General features: G+C 39.3%; 16 protein-coding genes. 14 read left to right on the forward strand and 2 right to left on the reverse strand.

Translation table 11 applies throughout. The annotated features are described in order from the left end of the window. Positions 1-974 (reverse strand): aminotransferase class V-fold PLP-dependent enzyme (locus tag QZ055_RS03710; protein WP_295824720.1); only part of this gene is annotated, 974 nt, incomplete at its 3' end. A gap of 120 nt (positions 975-1,094) precedes the next feature. Here QZ055_RS03710 and yedE point away from each other — a divergent pair. Together yedE and QZ055_RS03720 are read left to right on the forward strand one after the other, a co-directional pair. Then, a complete protein-coding gene (gene yedE / locus QZ055_RS03715; protein ID WP_295824722.1) occupies positions 1,095-2,156 on the forward strand; it encodes a YedE family putative selenium transporter in 1,062 nt (353 codons plus the stop codon). Between the two features lie 17 nt (positions 2,157-2,173). Then, positions 2,174-2,422, forward strand: coding sequence for a DUF3343 domain-containing protein (locus tag QZ055_RS03720; RefSeq protein WP_295824723.1), 249 nt, complete (start codon positions 2,174-2,176; stop codon positions 2,420-2,422). A 92-nt stretch (positions 2,423-2,514) separates the two neighbouring features. Here the strand turns inward: QZ055_RS03720 and QZ055_RS03725 are convergent, their stop codons facing one another. Further along, positions 2,515-3,012 (reverse strand): MerR family transcriptional regulator, encoded by a 498-nt coding sequence (locus QZ055_RS03725; protein WP_295824725.1) that lies wholly within the window; start codon positions 3,010-3,012, stop codon positions 2,515-2,517. 211 nt (positions 3,013-3,223) lie between these two features. Between QZ055_RS03725 and QZ055_RS03730 the strand changes: the two genes are divergently transcribed. The 12 genes from QZ055_RS03730 to QZ055_RS03785 all read left to right on the forward strand — a co-directional run bounded on the left by QZ055_RS03730 (position 3,224) and on the right by QZ055_RS03785 (position 16,367). Next, complete coding sequence (locus tag QZ055_RS03730) at positions 3,224-4,981, forward strand: 1-deoxy-D-xylulose-5-phosphate synthase (RefSeq protein ID WP_295824727.1); 1,758 nt, start codon at positions 3,224-3,226, stop codon at positions 4,979-4,981. A gap of 278 nt (positions 4,982-5,259) precedes the next feature. Then, entirely contained in the window at positions 5,260-5,943 is a 684-nt protein-coding gene (locus QZ055_RS03735) for a carboxymuconolactone decarboxylase family protein (protein ID WP_005387811.1), read from the forward strand. A gap of 161 nt (positions 5,944-6,104) precedes the next feature. Further along, positions 6,105-6,764, forward strand: coding sequence for a tRNA (guanosine(46)-N7)-methyltransferase TrmB (gene trmB / locus QZ055_RS03740; RefSeq protein ID WP_105090170.1), 660 nt, complete (start codon positions 6,105-6,107; stop codon positions 6,762-6,764). A 1-nt stretch (position 6,765) separates the two neighbouring features. Next, the gene (locus QZ055_RS03745; RefSeq protein WP_295824729.1) at positions 6,766-8,109 is read left to right on the forward strand and encodes an FtsW/RodA/SpoVE family cell cycle protein; all 1,344 of its coding nucleotides are present in this window, start codon (positions 6,766-6,768) and stop codon (positions 8,107-8,109) included. 110 nt (positions 8,110-8,219) lie between these two features. Continuing rightward, on the forward strand, positions 8,220-9,503 hold the full coding sequence (gene uraA, locus QZ055_RS03750; protein ID WP_295824731.1) for a uracil permease: 1,284 nt from the start codon (positions 8,220-8,222) through the stop codon (positions 9,501-9,503). A gap of 319 nt (positions 9,504-9,822) precedes the next feature. After that, positions 9,823-10,287, forward strand: a complete 465-nt coding sequence (locus QZ055_RS03755) for an NfeD family protein (RefSeq protein WP_005387820.1) — start codon at positions 9,823-9,825, stop codon at positions 10,285-10,287. Between the two features lie 36 nt (positions 10,288-10,323). Further along, the gene (gene floA, locus QZ055_RS03760; RefSeq protein ID WP_059361546.1) at positions 10,324-11,280 is read left to right on the forward strand and encodes a flotillin-like protein FloA; all 957 of its coding nucleotides are present in this window, start codon (positions 10,324-10,326) and stop codon (positions 11,278-11,280) included. A gap of 8 nt (positions 11,281-11,288) precedes the next feature. After that, positions 11,289-12,044 (forward strand): hypothetical protein, encoded by a 756-nt coding sequence (locus tag QZ055_RS03765; protein WP_295824733.1) that lies wholly within the window; start codon positions 11,289-11,291, stop codon positions 12,042-12,044. 287 nt (positions 12,045-12,331) lie between these two features. Next, positions 12,332-13,063 carry a sortase gene (locus tag QZ055_RS03770; RefSeq protein ID WP_295805109.1) on the forward strand — a complete coding sequence of 244 codons (732 nt, stop codon included), beginning with the start codon at positions 12,332-12,334 and terminating at the stop codon, positions 13,061-13,063. 54 nt (positions 13,064-13,117) lie between these two features. Further along, positions 13,118-14,056 carry a hypothetical protein gene (locus tag QZ055_RS03775; protein WP_295824735.1) on the forward strand — a complete coding sequence of 313 codons (939 nt, stop codon included), beginning with the start codon at positions 13,118-13,120 and terminating at the stop codon, positions 14,054-14,056. Positions 14,057-14,203: 147 nt separating this feature from the next. Further along, positions 14,204-14,797 (forward strand): DNA glycosylase, encoded by a 594-nt coding sequence (locus QZ055_RS03780; protein ID WP_295824738.1) that lies wholly within the window; start codon positions 14,204-14,206, stop codon positions 14,795-14,797. A gap of 319 nt (positions 14,798-15,116) precedes the next feature. Beyond that, the gene (locus QZ055_RS03785) at positions 15,117-16,367 is read left to right on the forward strand and encodes an MFS transporter (protein ID WP_295824741.1); all 1,251 of its coding nucleotides are present in this window, start codon (positions 15,117-15,119) and stop codon (positions 16,365-16,367) included. The last annotated feature ends 158 nt before the right edge of the window (positions 16,368-16,525 follow it).

Below are 16,525 nucleotides of genomic sequence, written 5' to 3' on the forward strand. Positions count from 1 at the left end.
TATGCAATACTGGCAGCATCCATATCATCAATTGTGATGGATACGACGGCTGTTCTATCTTGGATATCTTGTTTGCCGATGATGTTAACTCCAGTTATTGAGTGTAAACCTTCGAGAAAGGCTTTTGTCAAAGCTAGTTCGTGGTTGTGGATATTCTCCATGCCGATCGATTCGATGTAGGAAACTCCTTCATTGAGGCCGATAATGCCAGGTAGATTTAACGTGCCTGCTTCAAAGGCGTCGGGCATGTTAGTAGGCATCGTTTCTAAATGTGAAAAGCTGCCTGTACCGCCGGCGATAAGAGGTGTTAAGATTTGAGCCATTTCTTTGGTTAAAATAATGCCACCAATACCTTGTGGTCCCAATAAGCCTTTATGACCCGTAAAGCAAAGTGCATCTATATGATATGCTTTCACATCAATAGGGATAACACCAGCTGTTTGGGCTGCGTCTACAATGAAATGTAGATTATGAGCCTTGCAGATAGCACCTATTGATTCAATAGGCTGTATGGTACCACATACATTAGATGCGTGGTTGGTAATAATAGCCACTGTATTTGGACGGATAAGAGACTTAATGGCATCTTTTTCAATAGAGCCTGTAACATCACAAGGAATAATATCAAAGGTAATGCCCTTATCCAGTAGTTGGGTAAGAGGTCTCATAACTGCATTGTGCTCTATAGAGCTAACGAGTACATGATCACCTGCTTTCAATAGGCCCTTGATGACCATATTTAAGCTCATCGTCACATTTTGCGTAAAGATGACATGCGATGGATCATGGCCGTTGAATAAGGTATTTAGTCGTTGTCTTGTTGTATAGATAATATCCTCTACATCGTAGGCGAGAGCATAGGAGCCACGGTTAATATTAATACCGTAGTTCGTTATATAGTTTGCCATGGCATTAGCCACATTAGGTGCTTTAGGGAACGTGGTACTTGCATTATCTAAATAGATATAGTCCATAGGTAATCTCCATGAATAACAAGGTGTATTTATGGTTATTATATCATGAGTCGTATGCTTGATAGGGTGGGAGTATATACTCATATATTTGTGGTGTAGTTTGTTTGAAAGGAGTTTATTATGAGTGGGTCTCATGAAAAACGAAATTTAATTATTGCAGGCCTTATTATTGGCGCTATTGCAGGCTTCCTCGTACTAGCTGGCAATCCGGGCAATATGGGCTTCTGTATTGCTTGCTTTGTTCGCGATACTGTCGGTGGTCTAGGCCTACATCGTGCCGCACCAGTACAGTACATTCGCCCAGAAATTATCGGTCTTATTTTAGGGGCTTATGTATTGTCTATGATTCGTGGTGAACACCAAAGCAAAGGTGGTTCTTCTCCAATTATTCGATTTATTCTCGGCTTCTTTGTTATGATTGGTGCTTTGATGTTCCTCGGCTGTCCGATTCGTATGATTTTAAGACTTGGCGGCGGTGACTTAAATGCGTTGTTCGGCATTGCTGGTTTTGCTGGTGGTATCGGCTTTGGTACTATATTCTTGAAAAAAGGTTATTCTTTACAGCGTACCTATGCATTGAGCAAGTTAGAGTCCGCTATGATGCCTGCTATCCAAGTTGGTTTGCTAGTTTTAGTAGTAGCGGCTCCAGCATTTATCTTCTTTAGTCAAAAAGGTCCTGGTGCTATGCATGCACCTTGGTTAATTTCATTGGCGGCAGGCCTCGTGGTAGGTGGCTTATCTCAAGTTAGCCGTCTTTGTACCGTTGGTGGTTTCCGCGATTTATTCTTGTTCAAAAAATCTATCCTTATCTTTGGCTATTTAGCTGTTCTCATTGGTGTATTTGTTGTAAATATTAGCTTTGGTAATTTCCATCTTGGCTTTGAAAACCAACCGATTGCACATACAGATGGCTTGTGGAACTTCCTAGGTATGGCACTTGCAGGTTTCTGTAGTGTATTGCTTGGTGGCTGCCCATTGCGTCAATTGATCATGACTGGCGAAGGTAACTCTGATTCTGCTGTAACGGTGCTCGGTCTTGCAGCAGGTGCTGCATTCGCTCATAATTTTGGCTTAGCTGCCTCTGGTGCAGGCCCTACATTAAATGGTGAAATTGCTGTAGGTGTTGGTTTTGTAGTGGCACTTATTATTGCTGTAGTTAATACAAAACGTGCCAATGCTTGAGTTAGAAATGAGTGACTATGAAATATATTGCTACGTTTTACTCTCACTTTGGAGCCATTCGTTTTAAACGAGAGGCTCCTGAAGGGGTAACAAATATAGAACTTCGTCCGGTGCCACGCGATTTGAGTTCCTCCTGTGGTACGAGTGCATCCTTTGATGCCGGTGAAAGCTTTACGTTTATAGATGATCCTACAGAGGAGATTGAACAAATCGTTGCTGTTACTGATGATGGGTATAAAACTATATTTGAAAGTCCCAATAAATAAACCTTAGAGCCTTTTAGCGTTGCTAATCTTAGTGGTTCTATAATCATTATGTAATGTAAAAGAGGAGCTATCCGTTGGATAGCTCCTCTTTGTTATACAGCTTTATATTTTTTAGGTGCTTCACCATTTTCGGCGGCTTCTTTATCAGCGCGCCATTTGCGTTCAAAGTATTTATGATACTCCACAGGAACGTCATCAGGTGTTAAGCTTTCATAAAAGCTAGTAGTTCCATTAGCCTTAGCTTGTTCGTAAAACCATGTTTTAAATTCTAGCATGGACAAGCGTGCTTGTAGATGTTCGATTTCTAGTAATACGCGATCTCGTTGATTTCTAATAATAGATAATCTTTCATTAATGCGACTATCACCTTCGACGCAGTAGTCGATAAAATGCTTTATTTCTTTAATGGGCATGCCTGTGTGCTTCATGCATTCAATCAATTCTAACCAATCCATATCTTCGTCATGGAAGACACGGATGCCTCCGCTAGAACGTTCGACAAATGGCAATAGGCCTTCTTTGTCGTAATAGCGTAAAGTAGAAGGTGCCACATTTAATTTTTTTGCGATTTCGCCAACAGTATATGTCATAGGACCTCCTTTTGGGTTCATATTAAATTTGTAAATGGATTTAGTTTCAGGAGTAATATATTTAGTATATAATCTATGTATATGATTAGAGGGTAGATTTAAATTTTATGTTTTTGCTTGACTTAAACTTAAGTTTAAGTTCTATATTTGTTACATGCTGGACATACAGTATAGCACGGTTAGTAACACAAAACAAATAGGAAGGAAACTTATGAATTTAATTGATATGAAATCTCCAGCCGATTTAAAAGGCTTATCCCTTGCTGAATTAACAGATCTAACTGCACAAGCTCGTCAAGCCCTCATGACAAAGGTATCTGAACAGGGCGGTCATGTTGGCCCTCCTATGGGTGCAGCTGAAATGATTATGGCTTTGCACTATGTATTTAACTCACCTGTAGATAAGATTGTATATGATGTGTCTCATCAGTCTTATGTGCACAAGATGGTTACAGGTCGTGCCTTAGCATTTTTAGATCATAATCATTACGATGATGTAACAGGCTATACAGATCCTACTGAAAGTGAGCACGATTTCTTCAACATTGGTCATACCTCCACATCTATTTCTTTAGCGTCTGGTTTAGCAACAGCTCGTAATTTAAAAGGGGACTCTGAAAATATTATCGCTATTATTGGCGATGGTTCTTTGTCTGGTGGTGAAGCCTTTGAAGGCCTTGATTATGCAGCCACGTTAGATAGCAATATGATTATTATTGTCAATGATAATGACCAATCCATTGCAGAAAATCATGGTGGTTTATACCGTGGTCTTCGAGAATTACGTGAAACTAATGGTAAAAGCTCCAACAATATTTTCAAGTCTTTAGGTTTAGATTATCGTTTTGTAGCAGATGGCAATGATTTAGAAACATTAATTGATGTGTTTAAGGATGTGAAAGACATTGATCATCCAATTGTGTTACATATTGTTACTCAAAAAGGTAAGGGCTATGCCATTGCAGAGCAAAATAAAGAAAAGTTCCACTGGACTATGCCATTTGACTTAGAAACAGGTAAGCTAAAAACGAAAGATAATGGGCCAACGTATGTTGGTACGATTGCGAACTACTTGATGGAGCAAATCAAAGTAGATCCAACAGTGGTAGCTATTATTGCAGGTACACCAGGTGGACTTGGATTTAATTCCGAACGGCGCAAAGAGGCTGGCAAACAATATATTGACGTAGGCATTGCAGAAGAGCATGCTATCGCTATGAGTTCGGGTATTGCTAAAAATGGCGGTAAACCAGTATTTAATGTGTATAGTACATTTTTACAACGTACCTATGACCAATTAGTACAAGATCTTTGCGTCAATAATAATAGTGCCGTTATTATGAATCACCAGGCCTCTGTATATGGCATGAACGATGTCACTCATTTGGGATTCTTTGATATACCTATGCTTACAAGTATTCCTAATTTAGTATACTTAGCACCTACCAATAATGAAGAGTTGTTGGCTATGACAGAGTATGCCGTGCATCAACATGAGCATCCGGTAGCAATTCGTGTTCCTGTTGGTGAGTTTACTAGCACAGGTGTTGCAGATACAACGGATTATAGCCTCTTAAATAAATCTGAAGTGACTCGTCGTGGCGAAGGTATTGCTTTATTAGGCTTAGGTAATTTCTATCATCTCGCTAATCAAGTAGCTGATGAATTGGCTAAAGTAGGCATTAATGCAACTGTAGTAAATCCTAAATTTGCTTCTGGTCTTGATGAAGAATTATTAGAAGAGTTGAAAGTAAATCATACTGTAGTATTTACTTTAGAAGATGGTGTAGTTGAAGGCGGTTGGGGGCAACGTATCGCTAGTTTCTATGGTCCATCTGATGTGCGCGTTAAAAACTATGGTATTGCTAAAGAATTCCACGATCGTTATGATGCAACAGAATTATTACGAGAAAATGGCGTTTCTTTAGATCAGATTGTGGCGGATGCTAAACAAATTTTATCCGTTTAGTTTGATAAAATATTAAATAAATAATTTTATCTACAAATGCAGTAGAAATATGGTTTTGCCCTGTTTCTACTGCATTACTTTTTGTTTTATATTTTATAAAAATATAAAATTTGTTAAAAGATTATAGATTTTTTTCGAATAGGACTATAAAAATTAGATGAAGTATTATATAATATTATCTACAGTATGTATTACAGTAGAACAAGTTTGTTGTTAATGTACAAAAATATCACAGTATTATATAAGTAAGTATTAATGAAAAGGGAGATTGTAAGACGTTGAAAAAAGTATTAACCTTAACATTAGCCGTGGCCATCGTCGCCGGTGGCTATATGTCTGAGGCTAATGGGGCGGGAGAACAGCCTTCTAAGCAGGCACCGTCTATATCTGAGATAAACATATATACGCCTAAAGAACTCAATGCACGTCAAAAAGACTTGGTTGATATTGGTCGCTATACAGCATCCGGTGATCAAGGTGCATTGAAAAGTACAATCGCCTCTGCTATTGAGCGAGGTACGTTGACACCGCAAGAGGTGAGTATTGCGATTCGTCAACTTTACTCTGCTGCTGGTTTAAAGCAAATGAATGCAGCATTAGCTACATTTGATCAATTACGTGAGGAGCGTCCTGAGTTTGGCGCTGATTACGAAAAAATGGTTCCAAAGCAAACTGGACTTAGTGCTTTATTGGGGAATGGCACTAATGGGGCTGCTTTGGCTAAGGCTAAAAATGAGGATACAAAAGAAGCGGTTCAATACAATACGTTCCGTATGAAGAAACCAAAACCGCAAAATCGTAATCGCTCTCGCCTTGGTAAGTTGGACCGTGAATTGGTCGCTGCCGCAGCTTTAGGTACGCGTGTAGGTAAAAATAATCTATTCGCTGCATCTGAAAAGAGTTTATCTGAGCTAGGCCTCAGCAAATATCAAATTGAAAATCTTGAATCTTTGATTTTCTAAGAATATAAAGACCTACTTCCAAAGAAGTAGGTCTTTTTTGTATGGTCGATAAGGGAAATGTAATTGACGTTTAACTCCCCCTTTTCTATAATTAATAAGATAGGTATATGACCTGTAATAATAGATATAATTAATGATTAATATAGATGTAAGGAGAAAGTATGCGCCTTCGTAGAAAACCGTGGATTGATGAAGCTATCCACGAATATGACTCTCATATCATTTTGTCTGGTCAAGAACAGTACAAGGGCAAATGGCGTGAGTTATTTGCCCATCCTGAGCGTCCATTATATATGGAACTAGGAACAGGGAAGGGACGTTTTATTGCAGGCATGTCTGAAGCGTATCCAGATGCTAACTTTGTAGGTTTTGAAGTGCAAATTGGCGTAATTTATTATGCGGCTCAAAAGATTTTTGAAGCAGAGCGTGATAATGCTAAGGTATCTCTCTTTGATATCGCTGGCATTGAAGAGGTTGTAGCGCCTGGAGAAGTAGATCGTTTCTATATCAACTTCTGTGATCCATGGCCTAAGGCAAAACATGCTAAGCGTCGCCTCACATACCATACATTCCTCGATCGTTATGCCCGCCTTTTAAAAGATGGTGGCGAGGTTCACTTTAAAACTGATAATGAAGGTTTATTTATGTTCTCTCTTGAAGAATTCAAAGAATGTGGATGGGAACTTAAGAATGTAACCTATGACTTACATAGTACAGATCTTCCAAATGTAAAAACTGAGTATGAAGAGAAGTTCAGTGCTAAAGGGCAACCTATTTTCCGCTTAGAAGCAATTAAGCCAAAAGTACAAAAGGAGGCTTAAGATGGAAACACCGAATAAGGGGGATAGTCGGTGGGGCTCACTCTTTAAAAATGATTTACAAGGTATGCTCTTACCTATAGTACTCATTACGATTATAGGTAGTGTGAATATCTTCAGTGCCACCTATATTAGCTCTATTTACGAAAATACAGGGCTCTTAGGCTACTTTACAAAACATATGGGGTTCCTATTGTTTTCAATGGCAATAGGTGTAGTGTTATATCGGTATGATTATAGACAACTACAAAAGCCACATATGTTGCAACGCATCATGATTGTAACACTCATAGGTATGGTGTTAGTCCTAGTGGCTGGCTCTGTCATCAATGGTGCTCGCCGGTGGATTGTTATCGGTCCCGTATCAATACAGCCTTCGGAATTTGCCAAGTTAGCGGCCATAATATGGACATCGGCTAAGTTGAGTACTATGAGAAAATGGGGAAAAGCGAGATATAATAATCCATTAACGAATTTACAAGGTTATGTGGGAGAACGGGTAGGTTATATGTTGCCAATGTTAGTTTGGCCTATCATCTTTGCAGTTCTAACCATCTTGCAACCAGATATGGGGACTACTGTACTAATCTTTGGGTTCTCATTCATACTAATTTACTTAGCAGGCTTTGATGGGCGATTCTTTGGTGGTGCCTTTGCCGTAGCTGGTGTGATAGGCTTCATTGCAGCTCGTATGTCGCCATATCGTTGGGAACGGATTCAGTCCTGGTTCGATCCTTGGCCTCATGCTCAAGATATGGGCTATCAAACTGTACAAGGTCTTTTGGCCGTAGGTTCTGGTGGTATTCTTGGGGAAGGCTTTATGCAAGGTACATCTAAGTACTTTTACTTGCCAGAGGCTCATACAGATTTTGCATTTGCTGTATGGGCTCAAGAAATGGGCTTTGTCGGTGCTGTCTTTGTCGTTCTCTTGGTAGCAGCCTTTACATACTTTGGTTTCCGCATTGCTAATAAATCTCGTGATGAATTTGGCAGATGGTTAGCTATGGGTATAACCTTGCTCATCAGTGGACAAGCATTATTTAATATTGCCATGGTTTGCGGTATTATGCCGGTAACAGGTGTGCCTTTGCCATTTATTAGTTATGGTGGTTCTTCATTGTTAATGAACTTTATGGCCATAGGCTTGTTAGCTAGTGTTGGTCGCCGTAATGTAGAAGGTGTAAAACAAGTTGGTACGGCTGAGGATTTACCATCCTTGCGTGAAGAGACACAAAGTCGCTTCAAACCTAAGGCGACTCAAGAAACAGACAAGACTGAAATGCCTGGTCCGTTTAGACCTAGAGAGCCTAGAAGGCCAACGCGTAGACGTCCGAGACCTAAAAATTGATGTGTAATTCTTATGTTTCATAAGAGTAACATATATGTGTGAATTCCAATGCTATATCTCACCGGGTATGGCGTTGGAACCTAGTGTTCTTATTGTGGTGAGAGGAAAAAATGAAGGATTATATTGATATTCAAGAGCGCCCATCTTGGGGGCGTATGTTGCCACTTAGTTTCCAACATTTATTTGCTATGTTTGGCTCTACTGTATTAGTACCATATTTATTAAAAGTAGATCCTGCAACAGCTTTATTTATGAATGGTATTGGCACATTGTTATACCTATTCGTATGTAAAGGTAAAATCCCTGCATACCTCGGTTCTAGCTTTGCTTTCATTGCTCCTGTAGCTGGTGTGTTATCGGCAGGCCTCGGTTATGAGGCAGCTAAAGGTGCCTTCGTTGTATTTGGTTTATCCTTTGTGATTTTATCTGTTCTAGTTCGCTATATTGGTACGCGTTGGATTGATAAGTTATTTCCACCGGCTGCCATGGGTGCTATCGTTGCTATTATTGGTTTGGAATTGGCACCAGTAGCGATGAGCATGTCTGGCCTTATTGGTAATCAAGATTTGGGCATGAGCCACAGCCAAGCTGTATTTATTTCTATGTTTTCCTTAGTTGTTACCTTGCTTGGTACTGTTGTGTTCCGTGGTTTCTTAGCAGTTATCCCTGTTTTGATTGGCGTTGTTTCCGGCTATATATTATCCGCCTTTATGGGTGTTGTTGATTTCTCTAGCGTAGAGGCTGCACCTTGGTTCTCCTTACCGCAGTTCTATGGCATGCCTGTATTTGATATCAATGCAATCATCATGATTATGCCAGCACTCTTTGTAGTATTTGCAGAACATGTAGGTCACTTGGTTGTAACTAGTAACATCGTATCCAAAGACTTGATGAAAGAACCAGGCTTACAACGTTCTTTGCTCGGTGATGGTCTTGCGAATATTTTATCTGGTTTCTTTGGTGCTACACCAAATACGACATACGGTGAAAACATCGGTGTACTCGCTATCACCCGTTGCTTCAGTGTATGGGTTATCGGCGGTGCTGCTGTTCTTGCTATGATTATCTCCTTTGTAGGTAAAGTAGCTGCTCTTATCCATGCTATCCCAGTACCAGTTATGGGCGGTGTATCCATTCTCTTGTTCGGTATCATTGCTGCATCCGGTTTGCGTATGCTTGTAGAACGCAAGGTAGATTATACAAATCCTGTAAACATGATCTTAACATCTGTTATCCTTGTGGTAGGCCTTAGTGGTGCTGAACTTGCTGTAGGTCCTGTTGTATTGAAAGGCATGGGCCTTGCGACTGTAGTAGGCATGGCAATGAGTATCATCTTATTGCTCCTTCAAAAAACAGGCGTTGGTAATGACCAATTGAAAAAAACAGAAGTATAATTACTGTCAAATCTATTGATGAAATAGCATCTTACGATGATAACTGACAATAGTAAAGCTTTAAACTAATATAATTTATACATAACGACTACTGAATCAGGTATGCTCCTGTGAAAGTAGTCGTTTTTATGTGCTTATATGTATCATATTTTAATTGAATAAATCTATAAAGCAAGAGTATTTGATATAAAATGAGGTATTAGGAAATAGATTTGATATGAAATAGATTTATATGATAAGGGTTATCTTTATAATTTATTCTTTATATTGTATAATGGAGATATAAGTTGTATAAAATTAATTGAAGAGAGGAGGGCCTATGGAGTTTTTAGTATGGATGGCTATAGGGATTGCCCTAATGGCTGTAGAACTCGTTGTTCCAGGTGGTATTTTGGGACTCATCGGTTATTGTACATTCCTTTGGGGGGTGTATGTAGCCCTTGGAGAAGGTACGGTGGCGCTATATGCCGTACTAGGATTAACAGCCTTGTTGATTGTCCTTATCATCGTGTTCTTTAATCACTTTGAAAAGACTTGGATAGGCAAATTGTTTACCTTAGGGCAACGATCTACGACAAAAGCTGGTTATGTATCTAATGATGTATTAGATGACTTAGTCGGTAAAGAAGGCGTAGCTCATACTACACTACGCCCTGCAGGTATTGCTAAAATTGATGGTAATTTGGTGGATGTTGTAACCGAAGGGGACTTCATCGATGCCGGTTCACCTATTGTGGTGCTTCGTGTTGTGGGCGGCCGCAATATAGTTAGAAAGCGCGATTAAGCTTTCACCACATCGTCGTATATAATGGAGGTTATTATGGATGTAGGTATTTTAATCTTGATTCCCATTCTACTGATTGGGATTATGGTGTTCTTGTATGTTGTGCCATTAGGCCTTTGGGTATCTGCTCTTGCAGCAGGCGTTAATGTTGGTATCTTTACACTCGTAGGTATGCGCTTACGTCGTGTAAATCCATCTCAAATTGTAATGCCTTTGATTAAAGCAAATAAAGCAGGTCTTGATGTTAATGTAAATCAGCTTGAAGCACATTACCTTGCAGGTGGTGACGTTGACCGCGTTGTAGATGCTTTGATCGCCGCTGAACGCGCATCTATTCCTTTGACATTCGAACGTTCTGCAGCTATCGATCTTGCAGGTCGTGATGTATTGGAAGCAGTTCAAATGTCCGTTAATCCTAAGGTGATTGAAACACCAATTATCTCTGCAGTAGCAAAAAATGGTATCGAACTCAAGGTTCGTGCTCGTGTAACTGTACGTGCTAATATTGACCGCCTCGTTGGTGGTGCTGGTGAAGCTACGATTATCGCCCGCGTTGGTGAAGGCATCGTAACAACTGTAGGTTCCTCTGAAGAGCATACAGACGTATTAGAAAATCCAGATCACATCTCTCGTACTGTATTGGGTAAAGGCCTTGATGCGGGTACTGCATTTGAAATCTTGTCCATTGATATTGCGGACGTAGACGTAGGACGTAACATCGGTGCTCAATTGCAAACTGACCAAGCGGAAGCGGATAAGAAAATCGCTCAAGCTCGTGCCGAAGAACGCCGTGCTATGGCTGTTGCGACAGAACAAGAAATGCGTGCTAAAACACAAGACATGCAAGCTAAGGTTGTGGAAGCGCAAGCTGAAGTACCTAAAGCATTGGCAGAAGCTTTCAGAAACGGTAATCTTGGCGTTATGGATTACTACAATATGAATAATATTATTGCAGACACTAAAATGCGTGAAAACTTAGCAGATAGTGAATAGGAGTAGCTATGGACTCTATTTTGTCTTCTGTGCTATCCATCTTTTCGCATAACCCTATATTTGTTCTAGGTATCATCGCGTATATTGCTTTTTCCATTATAAAAAGTAAGAATAGAGAAGAGTCTGATGACTATGATAACTATGAAAGTTCGAGTTCTGGCCAGACTTGGGAGGATATGGAACGTGAATATGGTATCTCTATAGAGAAAAAGCCTGTAGAACCTTCGCCTGAGGACTTGTTGTATGATGATGATTTCTATCGAGAAATATTTAAAAATAGACCGATTGAAAATCAGCATCCTGAGGCGCCCTTAAGACCGAAGGGGGGAAGACTGTTTCAATATGATGATTCGGAGACATCTGAAACACATGTTGAAGAGCATCCAAGTAATGATAAAGCTCAAACAGTTTTAGCTTCCGAGCATCATTACGATGAAGCGTCTACAACGCAACAAGGTACTCATGTTTCATCCAAGAAAACTTCAAGTAAATCAACTGGCTTTAGTACGAGTACAACTCGTTTAAGTAGAGAGTCTGTTACAGGGCCAACCTTAAGTGAACGATTGGCAGAATTCAAGCGAGATAAGGCTTCTAAAGAAGGAAAGGTACTCCTTGATACGAATATGGTAACGACTTCGCCAATCACTTCGACCAGTGTTCATACATCAAGTCATAAACGTATATCAAATCATGCTCTAAAAGAAGGCATGAAATGGTCTATTATCTTGAGTAAGCCTAAGGCTCTTGAACGCAGATATCGTTAAGTTGGGGTAGCCAATACGTTTATTAGTCATTAGAAAATATGGCTATCAAAATATTGGTCATAACGTCTACTGGATTATTGGTGATTCATGATCATCGTTATTTGCGGATAGATGTTGTATAGCAATTATAACGGCACATATCCTATGTGGTGCATATAATTACATATGGAAAGAGGTTCCTATTGGTCACCTATGTGACTATTAGGAACCTCTTTTTTATTGTCTTTTTTTGATGGAACTTTCACAATAATAGGGAAAGGAGTTCGTCTACAAGGAAAGGTGATAGTATGTATCGTAATGTGCGCGTTATACCTAAACAGTTACTGGAACAATTATATGTAGAGAAACAGTGGAGTGTTCGCGAGGTGGCAGAGTATTTCCAGTGTAGTGTGGATACTATTATGCGGCGTATGAAGGCATATGATATTGAGCGAAGGCCGTTGAAGAAGGATATAAATATGGTTCATGTACAAGCTCTATATGAGTCAGGTAAGTGGTCATTACATTCTTTAGCAAAGCGTTATGATGTATCGATTACGACGATGGCAAGTCGGATGAAAGAATACGGATTGGCATGTCAGCGTTCGACTAAGAATGTAGCTATCGATCCAGTACGTATTTGTAGGGCCTATAAAAGTGGAAATACGTCAGACTCTATTGCACGTATGTATGGCATATCCCGATGGAAAGTACATCATGTGTTGCGTCATATGGGAATGTGTACAACGCTTAAAGCAAAAACATCTCGAAAGGTGGACGAGATGGCTTACTTGTATATTCATCATCATATGAGTACAGATGATATAGGTTTAGCTTACGGTATACGAGGGTCCACGGTGGCTATGTATTTACGGGAGCAAGGTATAGAAATTCGTTCAAATATATTAGAATTAGACGAAAATAGAATAAAAAACTTACGTGCTCAAGGGTATGGTGTTGCTAAAATTGCACAGATGATGGGGTGCTCTGCTTCTGCCGTACGAAAACGGTTAGCCATGAAAAAATATATCTCTCCTTGATGTAGTGAGGTAGATACTATATACTTAAATTTATACAATGATGGGAGGAATATTATGCTTGAAATTATATCTGCTTTAATACCGTTTTTTTTACTTGGCATAGCGGCCGCTGGTTTGTCCCGTGTATCTGGGGTAGCCTTGTCGATGATTATCGTACCAACGCTATTGATTTGGGGCGCTAACGCGATTGATGTTATCGCCTTTATGCTACTTTTTGTAGTGTACAACAACTTTACAATGGAAACACAAGATGTTCGTTTAGACTATAAAGATCTTGTATTATTCCCTAAATGGCGCTTATGTATTCCGTTTATTTTGACCATTGTTACGGCCTTCTTTGCACCGGCTGCGGGCATTGCAGTCTTTATGGCTTGCTTTGTATTAGAGCTGTTGGCCACAGTGTATAAACGCATTCCTGAAAATAAACGACCTCGCTTGCATCGCGTTATTGTTACATCCGTTTTAAGTGCTGTTGTAACTGCTGTAGGTGCTTATGCGGGCCCTAAAATCCCTAGTGAATACTATTTCATCTGCGCTGGTTTAGCCATCTTAATTATTACAGGCTTTGCTTGGTACGTAGGCAATCATCGAGATGCCTTTAGAGGTGCATGGGAAACAATTTGGGCTGACTTCAACTTGTTCTTGGGTATGTTTGGTGTAGAAGCCTCTTATTATCCAGCAGCGCTTACACGTTCCATTCCAAATCCAATGGACCGTATGTTACCGATGATTACCGTAGTTGGTGGCTACGCTGGTCTTATGGTGGTATTTGGTTTCTACAATATCTTCTCTATACCATCCTTGATCACCGCTATTGGTGCGGCTATTGGTATTCGTCTCTTTGGTATGTATGAGTTTCCACGTCATGGCAGCTTCTCCTACTTAGCGATTGGCTTTGCTGTAGCTGCTGTTGTATGCTTGTATCTCGTATCTCCTACACCAGTAGGCTTTGATCATATTAATACATTAGTATCTCAACCAATCGGTCAATAAGGACTAGTAGTTTACTTATTTCTTTATCGTTTTATTAATATTTTTAGTGTTTTACCTAGTATCTAATAGAATTTAGTTTTGTGATATAGTTCATATATTATGCTGAAAGTTGAGTTCATACTAGATTGTGAAAGGGGTTGATGCTCTGTGGCAGAAACAATTGAAACTAGACCATTTCCACCGTTCTTACCAAAGAATACGACGGTGATGATGATGGGGACATTCCCACCAACTTCCGAAAAGCGATCTATGGAATTTCATTATCCTAACTTTCAAAATGATATGTGGCGCGTGTATGGCTTAGTATTCTTTGACGACAAGGAACACTTTAGAAAAGGGGAGGAAAAAGCCTTTGATGCGGATAAGATTAAAGCGTTCTTATCTGAAACAAGGATTGCTTCTTGTCCTACTGTATTAAAAGCTATACGCGAAAAGGGGAATGCATCAGATGCATTTCTTAAGGTTGTTGAACCTGTACCATTGGCAGAGGTTTTGGACCAAATTCCCGACTGTAAACATATCGGTACCACAGGTGGTAAGGCTACGGAAATTTTGTTGAGTCTTTTACCAGAAAAGGTTAAATTGCCTAAAACAGGGGAGACAATTCCCTTTGTGTTTAACGGACGTGAATTGACGTTAACGCGATTACCATCTACATCTCGTGCGTATCCTTTGAGTCTTGCTAAAAAGGCTGAAGCTTATAAAAACTTCTTTAAGGCGTGTGGATTAAAAACGAAATAATATAGGTAGATATGTAAAGCATATAGATGTATCAGCTATATAGAAAAGTCATTAACTAAATAGTTATAAATAACACCTTTGATGTTATATCGTATCTTCGGGGATATAATATAAACGATCAAAGGTGTTTTTATTATCAAAAATTAATGTGAGTTATAAAAATGGATATATCTATATTATGATTGATTACACATATCTTGTTATAAATAAAAGTAATGAGCTGTATAACATTTTAGTTCTTGATTTCTAGAATGAGAGGTTTATAATTAATCGTTGTCGCAAATGGTTGACAATAGTTTAAGAAAATGGAGTTGATATTATGGATAAGGCTAAAGAGGCCTTATGGACAAGATCCTTTGTCCTCGATACTTTGATTAATTTCTTAGTATTTTTGATTTATTACTTATTAATCGTTATTATTGCGGTAGTAGCAAAGGATAATCTTCATGCTACAGCAAGTCAAGCTGGCTTGGCCGTTGGTATTTATATTATTGGTACCGTTGTTGCTCGTTTGTTAGCAGGACGTTTTATCAGCATCTTAGGCTGTCGTAAGATGTTGTACCTTGGTTTGTTAATTTATTTGGTTTCAACAGCCATGTACTTCTATACACCTAATTTATTGATGCTCGACAGTGTACGTTTCTTAAATGGTTTTGCGTACGGTATTACATCGACTGCTACAAGTACGATCGTAGCCGCTATTATTCCTATGTCACGTCGTGGTGAAGGGATTAACTACTATGGTTTATCTACATCTCTTGCCGCTGCGGTAGGTCCATTCTTGGGGATTTTAATGCTTCATAGCCTTGGCTATGACTTCATCATCGCCTTCTGTGTTGCTCTTATCATCCTTTGTGGTATTGGTTCAGTTATCATGAAATTTGATGAACCTAAGCTCGATATTGATTCTGAAGAACATAAAGGCATTAAAATTTCCGATTATATCGAACCACGTATGAACTCTATTAGTCTTGTTTCTATACTAGTAGGTTTTGCATACTCTGGTGTTATCGGTTTTATGGCAGCCTATACAAAAGATTTAAATCTTATCTTAGCAGGTACATTCTTCTTTGTTGTATATGCTGTAGTTATTACAATAACAAGACCATTACTTGGTATTGTATTTGATATGAAAGGGGAAAACTTCGTTCTTTACCCTTGCTTCATATCTTTAGCACTTGGCATTTTCTTATTGTCCATTGCTCACTCTACATGGCTTATACTCTTATCTGCTGTGTTTGTTGGTCTTGGTTACGGTACATTTATGTCAAACGGTCAAGCAGTAACTGTTAAAATCGTTCCGGTTCACCGCATTGGTGTTGCCACATCGACGTACTTCATTGCCTTAGACATGGGCCTTGGTTTTGGGCCATATATCTTAGGTGCTATTAAAGAGGTAGTAGGGTATACAAGTATGTTCCACGTAACCGTTGTAGTAGCGCTTCTTGCATTCGTCGCTTACTACTTACTCTATGGCCGTTATGTAGGGACTGAAAAAGATCTTTCTTTGAAAGCTCGTGCTGAAGAAGAACAAATTAGAAATCGTAAACGCAATGGTAAACTTGCATAGAATGTAAGTTATTGATGGTGGTGAATTCAGACTGGTTCTAGCAGGCAGATTTTACAACTAAATTAAAAGGACTATACGAGATATCTCGTATAGTCCTTTTTTGTTATTGTCTTTAGACTGGTTCGCGACGTAGTCGCGAATCATTAAACCACCCGCTA

Source organism: uncultured Veillonella sp. (assembly GCF_905209685.1).
Classification (GTDB): domain Bacteria; phylum Bacillota; class Negativicutes; order Veillonellales; family Veillonellaceae; genus Veillonella.

Excerpts from the sequence above, each read along its gene's own strand:
- QZ055_RS03725 (WP_295824725.1), bottom strand. The coding sequence starts at position 3,012 with ATGACATATACTGTTGGCGAAATCGCAAAAAAATTAAATGTGGCACCT.
- QZ055_RS03755 (WP_005387820.1), top strand. The coding sequence starts at position 9,823 with ATGGAGTTTTTAGTATGGATGGCTATAGGGATTGCCCTAATGGCTGTA.
- QZ055_RS03730 (WP_295824727.1), top strand. The coding sequence starts at position 3,224 with ATGAATTTAATTGATATGAAATCTCCAGCCGATTTAAAAGGCTTATCC.
- yedE (WP_295824722.1), top strand. The coding sequence starts at position 1,095 with ATGAGTGGGTCTCATGAAAAACGAAATTTAATTATTGCAGGCCTTATT.
- QZ055_RS03720 (WP_295824723.1), top strand. The coding sequence starts at position 2,174 with ATGAAATATATTGCTACGTTTTACTCTCACTTTGGAGCCATTCGTTTT.
- trmB (WP_105090170.1), top strand. The coding sequence starts at position 6,105 with ATGCGCCTTCGTAGAAAACCGTGGATTGATGAAGCTATCCACGAATAT.
- uraA (WP_295824731.1), top strand. The coding sequence starts at position 8,220 with ATGAAGGATTATATTGATATTCAAGAGCGCCCATCTTGGGGGCGTATG.
- QZ055_RS03785 (WP_295824741.1), top strand. The coding sequence starts at position 15,117 with ATGGATAAGGCTAAAGAGGCCTTATGGACAAGATCCTTTGTCCTCGAT.
- QZ055_RS03745 (WP_295824729.1), top strand. The coding sequence starts at position 6,766 with ATGGAAACACCGAATAAGGGGGATAGTCGGTGGGGCTCACTCTTTAAA.
- QZ055_RS03775 (WP_295824735.1), top strand. The coding sequence starts at position 13,118 with ATGCTTGAAATTATATCTGCTTTAATACCGTTTTTTTTACTTGGCATA.
- QZ055_RS03770 (WP_295805109.1), top strand. The coding sequence starts at position 12,332 with ATGTATCGTAATGTGCGCGTTATACCTAAACAGTTACTGGAACAATTA.
- floA (WP_059361546.1), top strand. The coding sequence starts at position 10,324 with ATGGATGTAGGTATTTTAATCTTGATTCCCATTCTACTGATTGGGATT.
- QZ055_RS03765 (WP_295824733.1), top strand. The coding sequence starts at position 11,289 with ATGGACTCTATTTTGTCTTCTGTGCTATCCATCTTTTCGCATAACCCT.